The sequence below is a fragment of the Leisingera daeponensis DSM 23529 genome, from assembly GCF_000473145.1.
GTDB lineage: Bacteria > Pseudomonadota > Alphaproteobacteria > Rhodobacterales > Rhodobacteraceae > Leisingera > Leisingera daeponensis.
On the sequence record NZ_KI421502.1, the window covers coordinates 210,649 to 228,923 of the forward strand.

The window sequence follows — 18,275 nt, forward strand, 5'->3', positions numbered from 1 at the left end:
CCGCAGGGCGGCCAGATGCTGGTCAGCGCGCATCTCGCCTTCAACGCCGCGCTGCTGCTGCTGGCGCTGCCGCTCTGCACGCCGCTGGCCGGTGTCTTTGCGCGGCTGTTCCCGGATCCGGCGGCGCGGGCGCAGCCGNCGGGGCGGCCGGTCAGCGCGCTGGAGCAGGGCCGCTACGGCGCGCCCGCGCAGGCGGTGGCCAACCTCACCCGCGAGCTCTTGCGGATGGCCGGGCTGGTCGGCGCCATGTTCCGCCCGGTGCTGGAGCTGTACGAGAGCGGCAGCAAGGAGCAGATCCGCGCGGTGCAGCAGATGGACGCGGAGGTGAACGCCTGCCTGTCGGGCATCCGCCAGTATGTGGCGGCGATCCCGGCGGAGGCGTTCAGCAAGGACCAGCTGAAGACCGCCCGCAGCCTGATGGAATACGCCATCCGGCTGGAGACCGCGGGCGATGTGGTGGCCCGCCGCCTGACGGTTCTGGCCGGGGAGATGCGCAAGAAGGAGCTGCGGTTTTCCCGCGACGGCTGGCTGGAGATCACCCGCATGCATGAGGCGATCCTGGCCAATCTGCAGCTGGCCTCCAACGTGCTGATCTCCGACGACCTGGAGAGCGCGCGGCTTCTGAGCCTGGAGAAGACCGAGCTGAAACGGATGGAGCGCGACAGCCGCAAGCGCCACCTGCGGCGGCTGCAAGGCGGCGGGCGGGAGAGTTTCGACACCTCCGACATCCACCTGGAAACCCTGCGCGCGCTGCGCGAGTTCAACAGCCACATCGCCGCGGTGGCCTATCCGGTACTCTACCGAAACGGCCAGCTCTTGGAAACGCGGCTGATCGAGAATCTGCCTGATCAGAATGATGAAGGCCTGGAGGAACCCGCCCGCTGACCGCATCGGGACAAGATGCCTGGACCCGGGACTTTGCCAAAACCTTGTGCAGGAAGGGTCCGTTCAGAGCAGCACGCTGCCGGACAAATCCGGCAGATCATCCTTGTCCGGCGTTTCCAGATAGTTCCGCACGGTCGGGTCGATCCGCGGGCTGCGCACCGGGTAGACGCCGCAGGCCGCAATCGCCTCGCGCGCCGAAACGCGTTCGTCCAGCCGCTTCCAGATTGTCCGCGCCGCATAGGGGCGGGGAAACGGCCGCCAGGCCAGCCCCATGGTCATGCCGCGCAGGTATTTCAGCTGCTGCCGGTGGGCCGAGAACAGGATGGTCTGCGCCACGCTGCCCTCATGGGCGCGCTCGTGCTCGGTGATGAACAGCCGGTTGCCGCGCATCGCTACCAGCCCCCGGTAGCGCGAGATCTGCCGGATGCTCTGCTCCGGGTCATGGGCTATTTCCAGGTTCCGCGACAGGATGAACCCGTCCTTTTCAATGAACCGGGCCAGCGCGCAAAAGATGCCTTCGCCCCAGGAGGGGGTGTGGAAATAGGCGTGGTAAAAGCCCAGGTAGCGCTTCAGATTGCGCTGCTGGCCGCGGAACGGTTCCAGAAAACTGTCACTTGGGCCTGACGGTGTCGTGCGGGCGGCATCGCTGAGCTGGACCTCGAATTCCGCTTGGGGGGCAAACAGCCGGGCCTCCGGGATCTCGAAATACCGCGCAATCCGGCGCAGGTTGTGCGCGGAGGGCAGGCTGCTGCCGTTGAGGTAGCGGTTGAACTGCTGGCGGTTGAGGCCGATCTCGCGGCAGATCTGCGCAATGCTGCCATGCTCGGCACAGAGTGAGCGCAGGTTTTCAGAAAAATTACCGGACAAGCGTCAGTTTCCTTCGCGTTCTGACGCGGGTGCAGATCATCCCGCGTCAGTCCGCGCATGTTTGCACAGTTTTGATTCCAGCGAAACCGGCGTTTCTGAAAGCAAGCCGCGCGGGTCTGGAGAACCGCTTGACCGGCCGGGAGGGCTGGAGAGGGCAGGCGGCAGACAGAGCGGCCGGGGACGCCCCCTGCCGGCGGGCGGCAAGGATCTGATCCAAGGGAGGACACCATGAAGATCGAATGGACCAAGACGGCACTGGGGCGCCGCGGATTTCTGAAAGGGGCCACGGCGCTGGGGGCGGCCGCCGTCTTGCCGGCCGGCCTGGGCAGCCGTGCGCTGGCGGCGGAGGGCGGCACCTTGCGGGTGCGCTCCTACGGCGACATGCAGAGCATCGACCCCGCGTTTTCCAAGGGCGTGATCGACGAGGAGATCCACGCCGCGATCTACAACAAGCTGATCCAGTACAAGCCGGGCCGCGAATGGGACTGGCAGATGGATGCCGCCGCGATGATCGAGCAGGGCGACGAGACCCACATCAAGTTCGCGCTGCGCGATGATATCGGGTTCACGAACGGATTTGGCGCAATGACCGCCGAAGACGTGAAGTTCAGCTTTGAGCGGATCGTGGATGAGGCCACCGACAGCCCCAACAAACCCGACATGGGACCGCTAAGCCATGTCGATGTGACTGGCGAGCGCGAAGGCACCATCGTGCTGAAGGAACCGTTCGCACCGCTGTGGTCCATTGCGCTGCCCTATATCACCGGCAACATCGTGTCGAAAAAGGCCTGGGAGGCTGCGGGCGGCAAGGCAACCACCGATCCGCTGGCGGAATCCGGTCCTTACCTGCGCGCGAGCTGGTCGCCCAAGGAAAAGACCGTGCTCAAGCGCAACCCGGACTGGAAGGGTGACGCGCCCGCCTGGGACACCATCGAAATCCTGCCGATCGACGACGAGAACACCGCCGAGATCGCCTTTGAAGCCGGGGAGCTGGACTTTACCCGCGTCTCGCTCGGCTCGGTTCAGCGCTACCGCGACGGGGTGCCGGGCGGCGGCACGCTGCTGGAATATCCGTCGCTCTATTACACTTGGCTCGGCATGAATCTGGATCACCCCAAGCTGCAGAACCCGAAGCTGCGCCAGGCGATCCAGCACGCGATTGATGTGCCGTCGGTGCTGGAAGCGGCCTATTTCGGTGCCGCCGAGCCCTCGACCGGTATCATTGCACCGGGTCTGGCAGGCCACCGTCCGCAATCGCTGGTGCCGCCGCAGGCGGATTTCGCCAAAGCCGCGGACCTGCTGGCGGACTCCGGTGAAACCAATGTGACGCTGAAGCTCGACACGCTGAACAAGACCACCTTCACCACCGCGGCGCAGGTGATCCAGGCGACGCTGGCGCAGATCGGCATCACGGTTGAAGTCAACGTGCTGGAATCCGGCGCCTTCTGGGCCAGCGCCGACAACGAGGACCTGCAGCTGGTGCTGAACCGCTACTCGATGACCCCGGATCCCTATTACGCGACCTCCTGGTTCACCACCGAACAGGTCGGCCACTGGAACTGGGAGCAGTTCAGAAACCCCGAGTTCGACAAGATCCACGCTGAGGCCGCGCAGCTCACCGATGTGGCCAAGCGGGACGAGATGTACCGGCGCGCACAGGACCTGATGGAGGAGAGCGGCGCCTACCGCTTCCTGACCCACGAGGCGACGCCGGTGGTCCATTCGGCGGGTGTGGTGCCGGCGCTGCGGCCCGACGGGCTGGCGCTGCTGCGCTACTTCGGCAAGGCCTGACCTGGCACGGCTGCAATATGCGGCGCAGCCGTGCCGTTTTCATCCGCACCGCGAAGCTAAGGGAGCCATGCGGCCATGTTACTTTATGCAATCCGGCGGTTCGGGCTGGCACTGCTGATCCTGATCGTGGCGGTCACCGTCATGTTCCTGATGATCCGCGCCGTGCCCGGCGATCCGGTTCAGATCATGCTGGGCCCGCGCGCCACGCCAGAGCTGCAGGCGCGGCTGACGGCGGAGCTGGCGCTGGATCAGCCGGTCTGGAAACAGCTGCTGATCTTCTATGGCAACCTGATGCAGGGCGACCTGGGGGTCGACGTGTTCTCGGGCCGGTCAGTGACGGCGATTGTCTTTGATCAGCTGCCGCACACGCTGGCGCTGATCTTTGCCTCGATCACCTGGTCGGCGCTGCTGGGCATCGGGCTGGGCGCCTATGCCGCGGCGCATCCCAATACGCTGATCGACCGCATCACCGCCGCTATCTCTGTCAGTTTCGTGGCCGCGCCCGCCTTTGTGGTCGCGCTGCTGTCGCTGCTGATCTTTGCGGTGCATCTGCAGTGGTTCCCGGCGATTGGCGCGGGCGAAGGGTTCTGGGGGCGCCTTGACCATCTGGTATTGCCCGCCTTTGCCATCGGCCTCAGCTGGGTCGGCTATATCGCCCGGCTGGTGCGCGCCTCGATGCTGGAGGTGATGGGCGAAAGCCACATCCGCACCGCCCGCGCCTTTGGCATCAGCGAGCGCCGGGTGGTGATGGTCTATGCGCTGCGCATCGCCATCCTGCCGGTGGTCACGGTGATCGGCGTCGGCATGGGGTTCCTGCTCAGCTCCGCCGTCTTTGCCGAGATCGTCTTTGCCCGCCCCGGCCTGGGCAAACTGGTGATCGACAGCATCACCACCCGCAACTACCCGATCGTAATGGGATCGGTGCTGATCTCGACCGGCCTGTTCGTGGCGTCCACCGCGCTGGCCGACCTGATCAACGCCTGGCTCGACCCGCGCGCCCGCACGGCCGATTAAGGAGGGGGTGAGATATGGCAAAATCCCGTTCCGAACTGGGCCAGATCGTCACCGGCGTCGCCCGCGACCCGCTGGGGCTGATGGGGCTGATCATTGTCGGCACCATCGTGTTCTGCGCCATCTTTGCCGTCTGGATCGTTCCTTATGATCCGGTGGCGATGAACATCAAGGACCGCCTGCAGGGGCCGTCCGCGGCGCATCTGCTGGGCACCGACCAGCTGGGCCGCGATACCTTCTCGCGCGTTATCATGGGCGGCCAGGTTGCCTTGAAAGTGGCGCTGCCCGCGGTGTTCGGTGCCATGGCCATCGGCCTGACGCTGGGCATGATCGCGGGCTACGGGCCGAAATGGCTCGACAACCTCTTGATGCTGTTCTTTGACACCATCCGCTCCTTCCCGACCGTGATGTTCGCGCTGGCGGTGGTGGCGCTGGTGGGGCCAAGCCTGCAAACCGTGGTGTTTGTGGTGATGGCGACCTCGATCCCGACCTATGGCCGGGTGGCGCGGACCCAGACGCTGACCTTGCGCAATTCCGAGTTCATCCTGGCCGAACGCTCCATGGGGGCCAGCATGAAACGCATTCTGGGCGTGCATATGCTGCCCAATATCGTCGGCGTGCTGGCGGTGCTGGCGGCGATGGACATTCCCACCGTGATCGCGCTGGAGGCGGGACTCTCTTTCCTTGGCCTCGGGGTGAAACCGCCGACGCCGAGCTGGGGCGCGCTGTTGAAGGACGGCTATTCCCTGATCCGCCAGACCCCCTGGCTGGTGGTGGGCGGCGGGCTGCCGATCATCCTGGCAACCCTTGGCTTCACCTTCCTGGGCGAGTCCCTGCGCGACGTGGTTGACCCGAAACTGAGGAAACAGCGATGACTGAAAGCTTGTTGGAAATCGACCGCCTCAGCGTCGACTATGAAACCGCCCGCGGCGACCTGCGCGCTTTACGCGATATCTCCTTTGACGTCCGAAAGGGCGAGATTGTCGGGATCGTCGGCGAGTCCGGCTGCGGCAAGTCCACCCTGATCTCGTCCATACTGCGGCTGACTGCACCGAACACCCGGTTCCGCCAGGGCGCGGTGCGGTTCAAGGGCCAGGACCTGCTGCAATTGCCGGAGCGCAGGATGCGTGCCTTGCGCGGTGCCGATATTTCCATCGTGTTCCAGGACCCGATGCAGACCCACAACCCGGTCCTGTCCATCGGCCAGCAGATGCTGGACATCCAGCACCGCTCCAGGGCCTCCAAGGCGGAAAAGCGGGCGCGCGCTGCGCAGATGCTGGGTGCGGTGGGTATTCCAGACCCTGAGGCGCGGCTTGACCAGTTCCCGCATGAGTTTTCCGGCGGCATGCGCCAGCGCATCGCCATCGCCATGGCGCTGATGTCGGAACCGGACCTGCTGATCGCGGATGAGCCGACCACGGCGCTGGATGCGACGCTGGAGGTGCAGATCATCGAGCGCCTGCAGGAGCTGCAGCAGCAGTTCAACTGCGCCATCCTGTTCATCTCGCACCACTTGGGGGTGATAGCCGAACTCTGTGACCGGGTTGTCGTGATGTATGCGGGCGCCGTGGTCGAGAGCGGCGAGGTGCGCGAGATCTTCCACAATCCCAAACACCCCTACACCCGCCGCCTGATCGACTGCGACCCGGGCCACATCAAGGAGCGCGCCCGCGTGCTGCCGACTATTCCCGGTGAGGTTCCGGATCTGGCCAACCTCCCCGGCGGCTGCATCTTCCGCGACCGATGCGGCGAGGCGATGCCGCGCTGCGCGGCGCAGGTGCCGCCGCTTGAGTTGCTGAAAGAAGGCCACCACGCCGCCTGCTGGCTGAACCACAAGGAGGCCGCAGAATGAGCCTGCTGGAAGTCAAAGACCTCAGGACCAGCTATGGCCAGGTCAACGTGCTGGCCGGTGTCAGTTTCACCGTGGAGCCGGGCGAAACCTATGCGCTGGTGGGCGAGAGCGGCTCCGGCAAGACGACGGTGATCCGCGCAATCGCCGGTCTGGCCCCGGCGCAGGAGGGGTCTGTGAAATTCGAGGGTCAGGAAATCCGCGGTGCCTCGGAACGCCAGCTGCGCCCCTTGCGCAAGGACATCGCGATGATGTTCCAGGACCCGGTCGGCAGCCTGTCGCCGCGGCTGACAATCCGCAGCCTGATCACCGAACCCTACCGCATCCAGGGCATGAAGGACCGCGATCTGGACGCCGAGGCCAAGCGCCTTCTGGAGATGGTGAACCTGCCCGCGCATTTCGCAGACCGCTATCCTTACCAGCTGTCGGGCGGGCAGGCGCGGCGGGTGGGCGTTGCCCGCGCGCTGGCGCTGGAGCCTAAGCTGATCCTCGCGGACGAACCCACCGCAGGTTTGGACGTGTCGGTGCAAGGCGAGCTGCTGAACCTGATGAACGGCCTGCGCGAACGGCTGGGGCTGGCGATGGTGATCATCACCCACAACCTCAACGTCGTGCGCCATGTCGCCGACCGGATGGGCATCATGTATTTGGGCCGCCTGGTCGAGGAAGGCACAACAGAGGCGATCTTCAAGAACTCCCGCCATCCCTATACACGCTGCCTCTTGTCCGCGAACCCGGAACCCGATCCCGACGCCAGGCTGGAGCGCATCGCGCTGAAAGGCGAGCCGCCCAGCCTGCTGCGCCGCCCCAAGGGCTGCGAGTTCCGCGAGCGCTGCCCGTTTGCGCAAGAGGTCTGCAGCCAAACCCCGCGATGGGAGGTGGAGCACGGCCACGGCCTGCGCTGCCTCGCGCCCCTCGGCTGAAACCCCTCAACATCTGAAAGACCATGACCAGCACATTGTATTTCAACGGCGTTGTCCTGACGATGGACGCGGCCAATACCCGCGCCCAGGCGGTGCTGACCGAGGGCGAGATCATCCGCGCTGCCGGCCCTGAGACGGACCTGCGCGCGCAGATGCCCGCGGGCACTGCCGAGGTGGATTTGCAGGGCCAGACCCTGATTCCCGCCTTCATCGACCCGCATGGGCATTTCCCCGATCCCGGCTTCATCCGGCTGTTCCGGGTCAATCTGGCCTCTGCCCCCAGCGGCGACTGCCCGGATATCCCAACCGCGCTGGACCGGCTGCGGGCCAAAGCGGCAGAGACCCCGGCAGGCGAATGGGTGATGGGGGTGCTGTTCGACAACACCGCGATTGCCGAGGGCCGGATGCCGACCCGCGCAGAGCTGGACAGTGTTTCGACCGCGCATCCAGTCTGGGTGATCCATGCCTCCGGCCACAATGGAGCCGCCAACTCACTGGCCCTGGCACGCCACGGCGTGAACCGGGACACGCCCGATCCCTTGGGCGGGCGGTTCGGGCGCGACCCGGAGACGGGCGCGCTGACCGGGCTGATCGAGGGTCTCTCGGCGATGGGAGAGATGGGCGATACCGATTTCCTGATTGATCGCGACCGGTTCTGGGCCGGGTTCGACAGCTGCCGCGAAGAATACCTGGCGCATGGCGTCACCTACGCGCAGAACGCCTGGGCCACACGTCAGATGCTTGGGCATTTCGCTTCTCTGCCCGCCGATCAGGACCCCGGCTATGACCTTATGCTGCTGCCCATCGGAGAGCTGGAACCAGCGCTGAGCCAGGGCCCCGAGGCGCTGGACTGGCCCGGCAACCCGCATTTCACCCTTGGCCCGCGCAAGCTGTTCACCGATGGCGCGTTCCAGTTGCAGACCGCCTTCCTCAGCGCGCCTTACCACAAACCTGTGGACCCGGCGCACCCTTGCGGGATGCCCTATGCTGATGCCGCAGAACACCGCCGCGAAGTGAAAAAGCTGCATGATCTGGGCTTTCAGATCCACTGCCACTGCAACGGCGATGCCGGGGCGCAGATGTTCATCGACGCGGTGGCCGCCGCGCTGGAGGCGAACCCGCGCGCCGACCACCGGCACACCATCATCCACGGCCAGGCCTTGCGCGACGGCCAGCTCCGGGAGATGGCCAAGCTGGGCATCACGGTCAGCTTCTTCCCGGCGCATGTGCATTTCTGGGGCGACCGCCATTACGACACCTTTCTGGGACCGGAGCGGGCAGAGCGGATTTCCCCCTGCGCCTCGGCGGAACGGTTTGGCGTCCGCTACACCATCCACAACGACGCCTCGGTGACGCCAACACGGCCCATCCACCTGGCCCATTGCGCGGTGAACCGGCTGACTGCCAGCGGCCGGCGGCTGGGCGAGGCGCAGCGGATCAGCGTCCTGTCGGCCCTGCGCGCCCAGACCATCGACGCCGCCTGGCAGGTGTTTCAGGAAGGGATCCGCGGCTCCATCGAACCGGGCAAGCTGGCGGATCTGGCGGTTCTGAACCGCAATCCGCTGGAAGACCCGAACCGTATCGAGACCACCAAAGTCACCCGCACCATCCGCCGCGGACGCACTGTCTGGAGGCAGGATCAGCCATGAGGCAAACCAAACCGCGGATCGCCATTGCGGGCTTTCAGCACGAAACCAACTGCTTTGGCACCACCAAGGCCGGGCTGGCAGAGTTTGAGATGGCGGATTCCTGGCCCGCCATGCTGCACGGGGAGGCGGTGATCGCCGGGACCCGCGGCATGAACCTGCCCATCGCGGGCTTTGCCAAAGCGGCGGAAGAGGCCGGGATGAAACTGGCCCCGATCCTGTGGTGCGCGGCGGAACCCTCGGCGCATGTGACGGATCACGCCTTTGACACCATCTGCGGCATGATCCTGAACGGGCTGCGCGCTGCCGGGCCGCTGGATGGCATATTCCTCGACCTGCATGGCGCGATGGTGAGCGAAAGCCACCCCGACGGCGAAGGGGAGATCCTGCGGCGGCTGCGTGCCTGGGCCGGGCCGGGGCTGCCCATCGCGGTCAGCCTGGACCTGCACGCCAATATCTCCGCAGCTTTGGTGGAGCTTGCGGATTATATCGCGATCTACCGCAGCTATCCGCATCTGGACATGGCCGGCACCGGCGGGCGCTGCGTGCCGGTGCTGCGGCATTTGCTGACGGGTGAGAGGCTGCACAAGGCGTTCCGGCAGATGGATTATCTGATCCCGCTGCACGCGCAGCACACCCGCGCAACGCCTGCGCGGGAGCTGTATGCCACGCTGCCGCCACTGGCGCAGGCAGGGGTGCTTGCGGATATCGCGCTGGGGTTCACGGCGGCGGATTTCCCGGACACGCGGCCCTCCTGTGTCGCATATGCGCGGACCGCGGGGGCCGCAGCGCAGGCGGCCGATCACATCGCCAGGCTGTTCGCCAGGCTGGAACCCCATGCACACCACCCGATGCTGACGCCGCAGCAAGCGGCTAAGATCGCCTGCCAGCCGCGCACGGGCAAGCCGGTGGTGCTGGCGGACGTGCAGGACAATCCGGGCGCGGGCGGCACCTCAGACACCACCGGTCTGCTGGCGGCACTGGCACAGGCTGGTGCACAGGGCGTGCTGATGGGGCTGTTCCATGATCCGGCGGCGGCCGCGGCGGCGCATGAGGCGGGCCAGGGGGCCATCTTCCGCGCAGCACTTGGCGGGCGTTCCGGTGCGGCGGGCGACCAGCCGTTTGAGGCGGAGTTTCAGGTTCTCGCACTTGGCGATGGTTGCTGCCGCTATAGCGGGGAGATGTACGGCGGCGGGGTGGCGGCGCTTGGCCCGACAGCGGCGCTGCGGCTGACGGGAACCGGGGCGGACATCACGCTTGTCGTCACCAGCCTCCGCAATCAATGCCTGGATCTGGCGCATTTCACCCACATCGGGCTAGACCCGGCGGCCTACAGCACAATCTGCGTGAAAAGCACCGCCCATTTCCGCGCTGACTTCGAACCGGTTGCCAGCGCCGTTTACCCGGTGGCCGCGCCCGGCGTGTTTCCCTGTGATCTGGGAAGCTTTCCCTACAAAAACCTGCACCCGGACGTCAGAACCACCCCTGCAAGGGGCTGACGCCTGTTGCAGGGGTGGTCTTTGCAGGCAGCCAGGGGGAAGTCGCCCGCGGGGAGGGGTCAGTCCGCGCCTTCGCCGTTATGATAAGGCACCACCAGTGTCGGGATCTGCGAACGGCGCAGCACGCGCTTGGCCACGGTGCCGAGGAACGTGTGGGAAAACCCGTGATCATGGGCCCCCAGCACGATCAGGTCGCAGCCCAGCTCGACCGAGCGGCGCAGGATCACCTCTGCCGGGTGTCCGTCTGTCACCTCAACCGATGTAACCTGATTGCGGATCTTGGCCTCGTCGCCCTCGAAGGAGGCCCAGAAGCGGGCCTGCCGCTCTGCCAGGATCTGCTTGACCATTTCACGCCGCCGCTTGGCCGCAGACTTGCGGGTCTCTTCGTTCAGCACGAACATCTCGAAGGTGATGCGCGCATCCTCGGAAATCGGCTCATTCACATGCAGCACATGGATCTCCGCCCCGGTCGCATGGGCCAGGCTGGCGGCATGGCGCAGCGCCAGGGTGGAGTTGTGCGACAGATCAGTGGCAAACAGGATGCTCGTGATCATCGGTTTCATGCCGGTCCCCTTTCAGATCAATAGCCAAACAGCCGCGGCAGCCACAGCGAGATTTCCGGGAAGAATGCGATGATGAAGATCGCAATCGTGTTCACGGCAGCAAAGGGCAAGGCCCGCAGCGAGATCGTCTCGATCGAGATGTTCGAGATGCCCGAAGCGATGAACAGGTTCTCGCCCAAGGGCGGCGTCTGGAAGCCGATGCCAAGGGTGCAGACCATCACCACCCCGAAATGGATCGGGTCGATGCCCACCGAATAGGCCACCGGCAGCATCACCGGCACCAGGATCAGGATGGTTGCCAGGGTTTCCATGAACATGCCGACAAACAGCAGGAAGAAGATGATCAGCGCCCAGATCACATAGAGGTTCTGGGTAAAGCTCAGCATCGACTCCGCGATCATCGCCGGGATCTGGTTTTCCACCAGCAGCCGGCCGAATACGGTGGCGGTGAACAGGATCAGCAGCACCCGGCCGGTCAGCCAAGTGGTGGCCTCCAGCGATTGGAACAGCGACGACCAAGTGAGTTCACGGTAGATGAAGACACCCACCACAAGGGTATAGAAGATCGCCACGATGGCCGCTTCGGTCGGGGTGAAGAAGCCGGTGTAGATGCCGCCCAGGATCACCAGCGGCGCCATCAGCGACCAAAACCCGCGGTACATCTCGCACATCACGTTGCGCACCGACCAGCCCTCAGCCGAGCCCTTGTAGCCGCGCTTCTTGGACATCACGAAGTTCACGATCAAAAGGCTGCCCGCAATCAGGAAGGCGGGCATGAACCCTGCGATGAACAGCTTGGAGATCGAAACCGACTGGAAGGTGCCGAATTTCTCGACCGCTTCCGGCGGCGGCGCCATGCCAAGTGCCGCGATGCCGAAGATCACCATCGGGATCGAGGGCGGAATGATGATGCCCAGACCGCCGGAGGAGGCGGTGACGGCAGAAGCATAGCCCTTCTCGTAGCCGCGGCTGATCATCGCCGGGATCATGAGCATACCCACAGCCGCAGTGGTGGCCGGGCCGGAGCCGGAGATCGCGCCGAAGAACAGGCAGGCCATCACCGTGGCGGCGGAAATACCGCCGGTGAACGGCCCCGCCAGGCTTTCGGCCACGTTGATCAGGCGCTTGGAGATCCCCGCGGCCTCCATCAGCGCGCCGGCCAGAATAAAGGCGGGCAGCGCCATCAGCGGGAAAGACCCAACCGAGGTGAAAGCGATCTGTACGAATTTGATCGGGTTTTCGTCCAGGTAGAGGAACGAGATCAGCGACGACACCCCCAGCGCAACGGTGATCGGCGCCCCCAGAAGCAGCAGCAGCAGAAAGGATCCGAACAGGATCGTGACGATTTCGGTTTCCATTGTTCCGTCCTTCCCGGTTACGTGCGGCGGTCCGCGCCAGCGGCTGCCTTGATCTCGTCAAGGTCGATCTGGTCGGGATCGTGGATATCTTCGCCGCGGATCAGCTTGCGGTAATTCACCTGCAGGATGCGGATCGTCATCAGGGCAAAGGCGATGGGCAGCACCATGTAGATGTACTTCATCTCGATGCCCAAGGTCTGCGACTTCCAGAACTTGTTCATCTTGTTGAAGACGAAATCGGTGGCCAGCCACAGGAAATAGCAGTTGAAGAACAGCCAGAAGAGGTCGGCAAAGGCCTCGATATACTTGACCGTGCCCGCCGGCAGGAACTTGAACTGGAAGGTGACGCGGTTGTGCGCGCCCTTCAACGCCGCATATGAGGCGCCGAAGTAGACGAACCAGACGAACATATAGACCGACAGTTCCTCGATCCAGGAGAACGAATGGCCGAAAACCTCGCGCGAGACGATCTGCACAAACAGCAGAAGGACGAAGCCGGACAGCAGCAGGCGGCAGATATAGCTTTCTATGTTGTCCAGGAATTTCCAGACCATGATGCACTCCTCCCCTGAGCGGGGCAGCGCCGCCGGCGCTGCTCCGGTTTTTTAGAAACAGGCCAGAGGTTTACTGGACAGGCTCACGGCCGATGGTGGTCAGCACCGTGTTCAGCTTCTCGACACCGCCGATGGAGTCGTAGAACTTGGGCCAGACCGCTTCGGTCGCCAGCTTGATGAACTCGGCCTCATCATTTGCCGGATCGTCGATCTGCATGCCCTTGGCGATCAGCTCATCCTTGATCTGTGCTTCGATATCGCGCAGATACTGGGCCGATTTCAGCGTGGCTTCCTTGCCCGCTTCGATCAGGATCTGCTGGTCCTCTTCGGCCAGATCCTGGAACACCGCTTCGGACACGATCAGCGGCTCGATCGAGAAGATGTAGCGCAGGTTGGTCACATATTCCTGCACCTCGTAGAACTTCATCGAGTTGATGGTGGTGTAGGGGTTGTCCTGGCCGTCCACCACCTTGGTCTGCAGGCCGGTAAAGGTCTCGGACCAGGCCATCGGGGTCGGGTTGATGCCCCAGGACTTGTAGGTTTCGATCATGATCTCGTTCTTGGGCACGCGGATGACCAGATCCTGCAGGTCGGCAACCTCGGTAACCGGCTTTTTGGAGTTGGTCAGGCGGCGGAAGCCGGTATAGGTCCAGGCCAGGATGCGCACACCGGCATCGCGGATGGTGTTTTCGGTCAGCTCCTGCCCGATCGGGCCTTGGGTCAGCTTTTCCGCGTCTTCCAGCGACAGGATCACATAGGGCAGGGTGAACACGCCCACGGTCGGCGAAAACGGGGTGACGTTGTTGATCGCCAGCAGAGACATGTCCAGGGTGCCGATGGCGGCCTCGTTCACGGTGTCCTGCTCAGACCCCAGCTGGCCGTTCAGGAACATCGTCGCGGTGTGCTTGCCGCCGGACTTTTCCTCCAGCGCCTCGATGAAAAACTTGCCGGTGCCTTCCTGCGAGCTGCCGGCACCGTCGCCCACGGCGATCTTGAAGTTCTTGGCGGATACCGCACCGGCGGTCAGCATCGCGGCGGCAGAAACGGCTGCGGTCAGCGTGCAGACCTTCTTGAGAAATGACATGGCTTCCTCCCGTATTGTCATCCTGGGGCCCAAGGCGCGCGCCGGCCCGCCCTCCACTGCGGTATTGCCAGTCCGATCCGACCTTGGTCCGCAGGACGCTACATTGCGTTCATTGTTTCTTGGATGTAAACTTTTGAGCGCAAAGTTTCACAAATGACGAACATCCGGATGAGCCGCAAATCACACCTCAAACATGTTGCCGATGCCGATCTCAAATTGCTGAGGGTGTTCAAGGCGGTGGCCGAAAGCGGCGGTCTGGCGGCGGCGGAAACTGAACTGAACATCGGCAAATCCACGATTTCAAAATACATCGCGGATCTGGAGCTGCGGCTGGATCTGAAACTGTGCAACCGCGGCCCGGCCGGGTTTGCGCTGACCGACGAAGGCAGCAAGGTTCTGAAGTCGGCGGAGGGTCTTCTGGCCTCGGTCTCCGGCTTCCGGGCCGAAGTGAACGAGATCAAGCAGCAGCTGGCAGGAACCCTGCGCATCGCGCTGTTCGATCAATGCGCCTCCAACCCGGAGGCCTATGTCGCCGGTGCCATCCGCGCCTTCAACAAGACCGCGCCCGCGGTTGAGATCGACCTGTCGCTGGAGCCGCCCAACGTGATTGAAACCAACGTGATCGGCGGCGGGATCGATGTCGGCATCCTGGCGCTGCACCGGCCGTCCCCCAGCCTGGACTACGCGCCGCTCTATGGTGAAAACATGTTCCTGTACTGCGGCAAGGGCCATCCGTTCATGGAGTGCGACCACGCCAGCCTCAGCCTTGCGGATGTGCAGGCGGCGAATTACGCCGGCATCCGGGTGAACTCCCCCAACCTGCATGTCGGCCAGACCCTTGGTTTCCGCCGTGCCGCCAAGGTGCAGAACGAACAGGCGCTGGCGATCCTCGTCATGTCGGGCAGCTACCTGGGGTTTCTGCCCGACCATCTGGCAGATGAATTTGTCCGTGCCGGCATGATGCGCAAGGTGCTGCCGGAGCAAATCTTCTACCGCAGCCAGTTCGCCGCCGTCACCCGCAAGCGCCCGGCGATGACCCGGATCACCAAGCTGTTCCTCGACACTTTGGTTGCAGCCCACGCAGCCCCGGACCCCGGCAGCTGACACCAAGGCGCCGCGTCAGATGATGTCCAGCGAGACCTTGACGCGGTCCATCACCACCGAGGAGGTGAAGCGGCTGACATTGGATTCATCAAAGAAATACTCCTGCGTGAAGGCCTCGTATTCCTTGATGCCGCTGACGATGACCACCAGGATAAAGTCTGCTTCGCCGGTGGTGTAATAGCACTGCTGCACCTGCGGCGCCTTGCGCATCTTGCGTTTGAAGGCATCCAGGTGCATCCGGCTTTCCCGCTCCAGCACCACCTGCACGATCACGGTCATCTCCCGTCCCAGCCGCGCCGGAGAGAGAATGGCGATTTCCTTTTCGATCACCCCGGTGTCGCGCAGCTTCTTCAGCCGTTTCTGCACCGCGGGCGCGGACAGGCCAACCTCATGGCTGATGGCCTCAGCGGTCAGCTGCGCGTTGGACTGGATCAGCCGCAGAATGTCGTGGTCTTTGTCATCCATGGCCGAGTTTTTGTCCGTTGCGGCGGATTTGACAACTTGTTTCGTCAAAATCCCCTGCGGGTGTGCCCCCGCCGCGCCGCGCCCCGCAGACACGCAAGAGGCGCCCTGCCGCGCCTGTAAGATCATCAAATCCGAATATAACAGGACTGGACGGTTTGCGTCACAGGAAACCGGCCGCTCAGAAAAGATGCAGGCGGAATGCCGGTAAAAACAAAGCGCATCCCCCGATGTTTCTGCACATTTTGACGCACTTCAAATTTGCGGCATAAAATTTCCCTGAATTCCGGAAAACTTCATTTGCGGTGCCCTTGCGGTACACACTTTTTCAGGACTTTGCCGATTAACACTCTTGTATGCGCCCCTCGCAGACCGGGGCGTGCCGCCGATTGCAGGAGATTTTCGCAATGCCCCGGACCACGAAACTGCCGCTGAAACTGAAACTGCCGATGATCATGGTGGCACTGACGGGCGCGTTTCTCGTCACCGTGTCCCTGCTGGTCTATTCAATGGCGGAGCGCAGCATCCGGGAAAACGCCTTCGCCGCGCAGGAGATCGAGGCCAAGTCCGGCGCCCAGGCGCTGGAGTTCCTGATCAAGGCCGCGCGCTCCGATGTATCGAGCCTGGCAGGCCAGCCGGCGGTGTTCCGGGCGATCGGCAATTTCGAGCGGGTGATCGGCATGGTCGAGGAAGACGATCCTATCGCCTATCTGAAACAGACCTACGCAGAGGCAAACCCGCATCCCGCGGACCAGCGGGAGGAACTGACGGACGCAGGCGACGGCAGCTATTACAACCAGTCGCATGTCACCTATCACCCCACTTTTCTGCAAAGCCTGAACCTGAACGGCTATCAGGACCTCTACCTGATCAGCGCCAAGGGGCAGGTGGTGTATTCCGTGAAGAAACAAGGCGATTTCCTGACGGATATCCAGCCCGGTTCCGGCGGCGGGCTGGCGCAGGTGTTTCAGGCTGCGCTGCAGGCCGAGGCCGGCACCGTGGTGGCCGCGGATTTCGCCGCCTACAGCCACAGCACCGATGGCGTCGCCGCCTTCATGGCCGCCCCGGTGTTCTCCAAAAGCCAGGAGGTGGCCGGGGTGATCGCAGTGCGGCTGGGCACAGCGGGCGTTGTCAGCGCGCTGACCAGCAACCTGTCGGGCGGCACCCATCAGAACATCTTTGTGGTCAGCAGCGATGGCCTGGCCCGCAGCCCGTCATCGGCTGAAGGGGTGTTCCCGGTGCTCACGGCCCTGCCGGACACACCGCAGATCCTGGCCGCCAAGGCCCGCGAGGGCGGCCAGTTCGAGGCGGTGGTGTCCTCGCTCGGCGAACGGGCCATTGCCCTGGTGATGCCGCTGGACCTGCCGGGATTTGACTGGTCCCTGGTGCTGGAAACGGATGAGCATACCGCCTTTGCCGTGGTCGAGCGGATCCGTCTGACGGCGGCCGGGCTGATCGGCGCGGCGCTGCTGGCGGCGGTCGGCGTGTCCTGGCTTGCGGCGCGCAGCGTCACCCGGCCGATCCACGCCCTGCGCGAAGCCACCAATGCGCTGGCGGACAGCAATTACGATACCGCAATCGACGGCCGCGACCGCGGAGATGAGCTGGGCGATCTGGCCCGAAGCCTCGACAGTTTCCGCGGCAAGCTGAAGGACGCCGACGAGGCCGCCGCGCGGGAGGTGGAGGCGGCACGCCACACCGCGGCGGTGGTCGACAGCATGAGCGCGGCGCTCTCTGAACTGCAGCGCGGCAACCTGGCCTGCGATATCCAGGCTCCGTTTGCTGGCCAGTACGAGGCGCTGCGGGAAAATTTCAACCGCAGCCTTGAGAAACTGCGCAGTTCGATGGCCCAGGTCGTCGGTGCCGCGGAGAATGTCGGGCGCTTCTCCGAGGAGCAGCGCAGCGCCGCCACCGAAATGGCGCGCCGGACCGAAAGCCAGGCAGCGACGCTGGAAGAAACCGCGGGCTCCATCCGCGAGCTGACAGAAGGCATCCGTGCCACTGCGGAACAGGCGGGCAAGATGGACCAAACCATGCGCGGCGCCCGCAGCGAAGCAGAACAAAGCACGGAGGTTGTGACATCCGCAGTCGAGGCGATGGACCAGATTCAGGAAGCCTCGTCGGAAATTTCCAAGATTATCAATATGATCGACGATATCGCCTTCCAGACCAACCTGCTGGCGCTGAACGCCGGGGTGGAGGCCGCACGGGCCGGTCCCGCAGGCGCCGGCTTTGCCGTGGTTGCCTCCGAAGTGCGGGCCCTGGCGCAGCGGGCGTCCAACGCGGCCGGGCAGATCAAGGGGCTGACCAGCGCCAGCGAAGAATACGTGGCCAACGGGGTTTCGATGGTCGGGCGCGCCGGCGATGCGCTGACCAGGATCATCGAGCAGGTGTCGGCGGTGTCCGGTCTGGTCACCGACATTGCTGACGGCGTGCGCGCCCAGTCCCGCGGGCTGGAAAAGATCGATGGCGCCATGCACCAGCTCGACAGCATGACCCAGCAGAACGCGGCCATGTCGGAAGAAGCTGCGGCGGCCAGCCAGCTGTTGCAGAATGAATCGCACGGGTTGACAGAAATCGTCGGCCGCTTCGATCTGGGCGGCGCGGGTGCTGAAGCCCTTCACGCTGTGCCGCAGCGGCTGCGCGCGTGATCCTGAGGGCGGCCTTGCCGGGCCGTGC

16 protein-coding genes are annotated in these 18,275 nt (G+C 64.2%); 10 read left to right on the forward strand and 6 right to left on the reverse strand.

Translation table 11 applies throughout. From position 1 onward, the window contains the following. Positions 1–225: 225 nt before the first annotated feature. Positions 226–885: a PhoU domain-containing protein gene (locus DAEP_RS0121100; RefSeq protein WP_425411792.1), complete on the forward strand. Its 660-nt coding sequence runs from the start codon at positions 226–228 to the stop codon at positions 883–885. A gap of 63 nt (positions 886–948) precedes the next feature. On the opposite strand, the gene DAEP_RS0121105 is transcribed toward DAEP_RS0121100, so the two are convergent. Continuing rightward, the gene (locus DAEP_RS0121105) at positions 949–1,752 is read right to left on the reverse strand and encodes a helix-turn-helix transcriptional regulator (protein WP_008558205.1); all 804 of its coding nucleotides are present in this window, start codon (positions 1,750–1,752) and stop codon (positions 949–951) included. A gap of 228 nt (positions 1,753–1,980) precedes the next feature. Here DAEP_RS0121105 and DAEP_RS0121110 point away from each other — a divergent pair, with 228 nt between their 5' ends. From DAEP_RS0121110 to DAEP_RS0121140, 7 genes are all read left to right on the forward strand, one after another. Then, positions 1,981–3,543 (forward strand): ABC transporter substrate-binding protein, encoded by a 1,563-nt coding sequence (locus DAEP_RS0121110; RefSeq protein ID WP_027246096.1) that lies wholly within the window; start codon positions 1,981–1,983, stop codon positions 3,541–3,543. Positions 3,544–3,618: 75 nt separating this feature from the next. Then, entirely contained in the window at positions 3,619–4,557 is a 939-nt protein-coding gene (locus DAEP_RS0121115) for an ABC transporter permease (protein WP_027246097.1), read from the forward strand. Positions 4,558–4,571: 14 nt separating this feature from the next. Beyond that, on the forward strand, positions 4,572–5,429 hold the full coding sequence (locus DAEP_RS0121120; protein ID WP_027246098.1) for an ABC transporter permease: 858 nt from the start codon (positions 4,572–4,574) through the stop codon (positions 5,427–5,429). Then, a complete protein-coding gene (locus DAEP_RS0121125) occupies positions 5,426–6,406 on the forward strand; it encodes an ABC transporter ATP-binding protein (RefSeq protein ID WP_027246099.1) in 981 nt (326 codons plus the stop codon). The genes DAEP_RS0121120 and DAEP_RS0121125 overlap by 4 nt, the downstream gene beginning before the upstream one ends. Further along, a complete protein-coding gene (locus DAEP_RS0121130; protein WP_027246100.1) occupies positions 6,403–7,326 on the forward strand; it encodes an ABC transporter ATP-binding protein in 924 nt (307 codons plus the stop codon). The genes DAEP_RS0121125 and DAEP_RS0121130 overlap by 4 nt, the downstream gene beginning before the upstream one ends. Before the next feature lie 23 nt (positions 7,327–7,349). Further along, positions 7,350–8,975: an amidohydrolase gene (locus DAEP_RS0121135; RefSeq protein WP_027246101.1), complete on the forward strand. Its 1,626-nt coding sequence runs from the start codon at positions 7,350–7,352 to the stop codon at positions 8,973–8,975. Then, a complete protein-coding gene (locus DAEP_RS0121140) occupies positions 8,972–10,471 on the forward strand; it encodes a M81 family metallopeptidase (protein WP_027246102.1) in 1,500 nt (499 codons plus the stop codon). Before DAEP_RS0121135 ends, DAEP_RS0121140 begins: the two co-directional genes overlap by 4 nt. Positions 10,472–10,530: 59 nt before the next feature. Here DAEP_RS0121140 and DAEP_RS0121145 read toward each other — a convergent pair whose 3' ends face one another. The 4 genes from DAEP_RS0121145 to DAEP_RS0121160 form a co-directional block, all read right to left on the reverse strand. Next, a complete protein-coding gene (locus DAEP_RS0121145) occupies positions 10,531–11,034 on the reverse strand; it encodes a universal stress protein (RefSeq protein WP_027246103.1) in 504 nt (167 codons plus the stop codon). A 17-nt stretch (positions 11,035–11,051) separates the two neighbouring features. Further along, positions 11,052–12,392, reverse strand: a complete 1,341-nt coding sequence (locus DAEP_RS0121150) for a TRAP transporter large permease (protein WP_008558220.1) — start codon at positions 12,390–12,392, stop codon at positions 11,052–11,054. Positions 12,393–12,409: 17 nt separating this feature from the next. Further along, positions 12,410–12,946: a TRAP transporter small permease gene (locus DAEP_RS0121155; RefSeq protein ID WP_008558281.1), complete on the reverse strand. Its 537-nt coding sequence runs from the start codon at positions 12,944–12,946 to the stop codon at positions 12,410–12,412. 70 nt (positions 12,947–13,016) lie between these two features. Continuing rightward, positions 13,017–14,030 (reverse strand): TRAP transporter substrate-binding protein, encoded by a 1,014-nt coding sequence (locus DAEP_RS0121160; protein WP_027246104.1) that lies wholly within the window; start codon positions 14,028–14,030, stop codon positions 13,017–13,019. A 168-nt stretch (positions 14,031–14,198) separates the two neighbouring features. Here DAEP_RS0121160 and DAEP_RS0121165 point away from each other — a divergent pair, with 168 nt between their 5' ends. Continuing rightward, positions 14,199–15,134, forward strand: coding sequence for a LysR family transcriptional regulator (locus DAEP_RS0121165; RefSeq protein ID WP_027246105.1), 936 nt, complete (start codon positions 14,199–14,201; stop codon positions 15,132–15,134). A gap of 15 nt (positions 15,135–15,149) precedes the next feature. Here DAEP_RS0121165 and DAEP_RS0121170 read toward each other — a convergent pair whose 3' ends face one another. Next, positions 15,150–15,599, reverse strand: a complete 450-nt coding sequence (locus tag DAEP_RS0121170) for an Lrp/AsnC family transcriptional regulator (protein WP_027246106.1) — start codon at positions 15,597–15,599, stop codon at positions 15,150–15,152. A gap of 404 nt (positions 15,600–16,003) precedes the next feature. On the opposite strand from DAEP_RS0121170, the gene DAEP_RS23130 reads away from it, so the two are divergent. Then, entirely contained in the window at positions 16,004–18,247 is a 2,244-nt protein-coding gene (locus tag DAEP_RS23130) for a methyl-accepting chemotaxis protein (protein ID WP_036761539.1), read from the forward strand. Positions 18,248–18,275 lie beyond the last annotated feature (28 nt).

Bases quoted from the DNA above. Each gene is read 5' to 3' on its own strand.
- DAEP_RS0121125 (WP_027246099.1), top strand. From the start codon at position 5,426: ATGACTGAAAGCTTGTTGGAAATCGACCGCCTCAGCGTCGACTATGAA.
- DAEP_RS0121155 (WP_008558281.1), bottom strand. From the start codon at position 12,946: ATGGTCTGGAAATTCCTGGACAACATAGAAAGCTATATCTGCCGCCTG.
- DAEP_RS0121135 (WP_027246101.1), top strand. From the start codon at position 7,350: ATGACCAGCACATTGTATTTCAACGGCGTTGTCCTGACGATGGACGCG.
- DAEP_RS0121130 (WP_027246100.1), top strand. From the start codon at position 6,403: ATGAGCCTGCTGGAAGTCAAAGACCTCAGGACCAGCTATGGCCAGGTC.
- DAEP_RS0121165 (WP_027246105.1), top strand. From the start codon at position 14,199: ATGAGCCGCAAATCACACCTCAAACATGTTGCCGATGCCGATCTCAAA.
- DAEP_RS0121160 (WP_027246104.1), bottom strand. From the start codon at position 14,030: ATGTCATTTCTCAAGAAGGTCTGCACGCTGACCGCAGCCGTTTCTGCC.
- DAEP_RS0121150 (WP_008558220.1), bottom strand. From the start codon at position 12,392: ATGGAAACCGAAATCGTCACGATCCTGTTCGGATCCTTTCTGCTGCTG.
- DAEP_RS0121100 (WP_425411792.1), top strand. From the start codon at position 226: ATGGCCGGGCTGGTCGGCGCCATGTTCCGCCCGGTGCTGGAGCTGTAC.
- DAEP_RS0121120 (WP_027246098.1), top strand. From the start codon at position 4,572: ATGGCAAAATCCCGTTCCGAACTGGGCCAGATCGTCACCGGCGTCGCC.
- DAEP_RS0121140 (WP_027246102.1), top strand. From the start codon at position 8,972: ATGAGGCAAACCAAACCGCGGATCGCCATTGCGGGCTTTCAGCACGAA.
- DAEP_RS0121115 (WP_027246097.1), top strand. From the start codon at position 3,619: ATGTTACTTTATGCAATCCGGCGGTTCGGGCTGGCACTGCTGATCCTG.
- DAEP_RS0121110 (WP_027246096.1), top strand. From the start codon at position 1,981: ATGAAGATCGAATGGACCAAGACGGCACTGGGGCGCCGCGGATTTCTG.
- DAEP_RS23130 (WP_036761539.1), top strand. From the start codon at position 16,004: ATGCCCCGGACCACGAAACTGCCGCTGAAACTGAAACTGCCGATGATC.
- DAEP_RS0121145 (WP_027246103.1), bottom strand. From the start codon at position 11,034: ATGAAACCGATGATCACGAGCATCCTGTTTGCCACTGATCTGTCGCAC.
- DAEP_RS0121170 (WP_027246106.1), bottom strand. From the start codon at position 15,599: ATGGATGACAAAGACCACGACATTCTGCGGCTGATCCAGTCCAACGCG.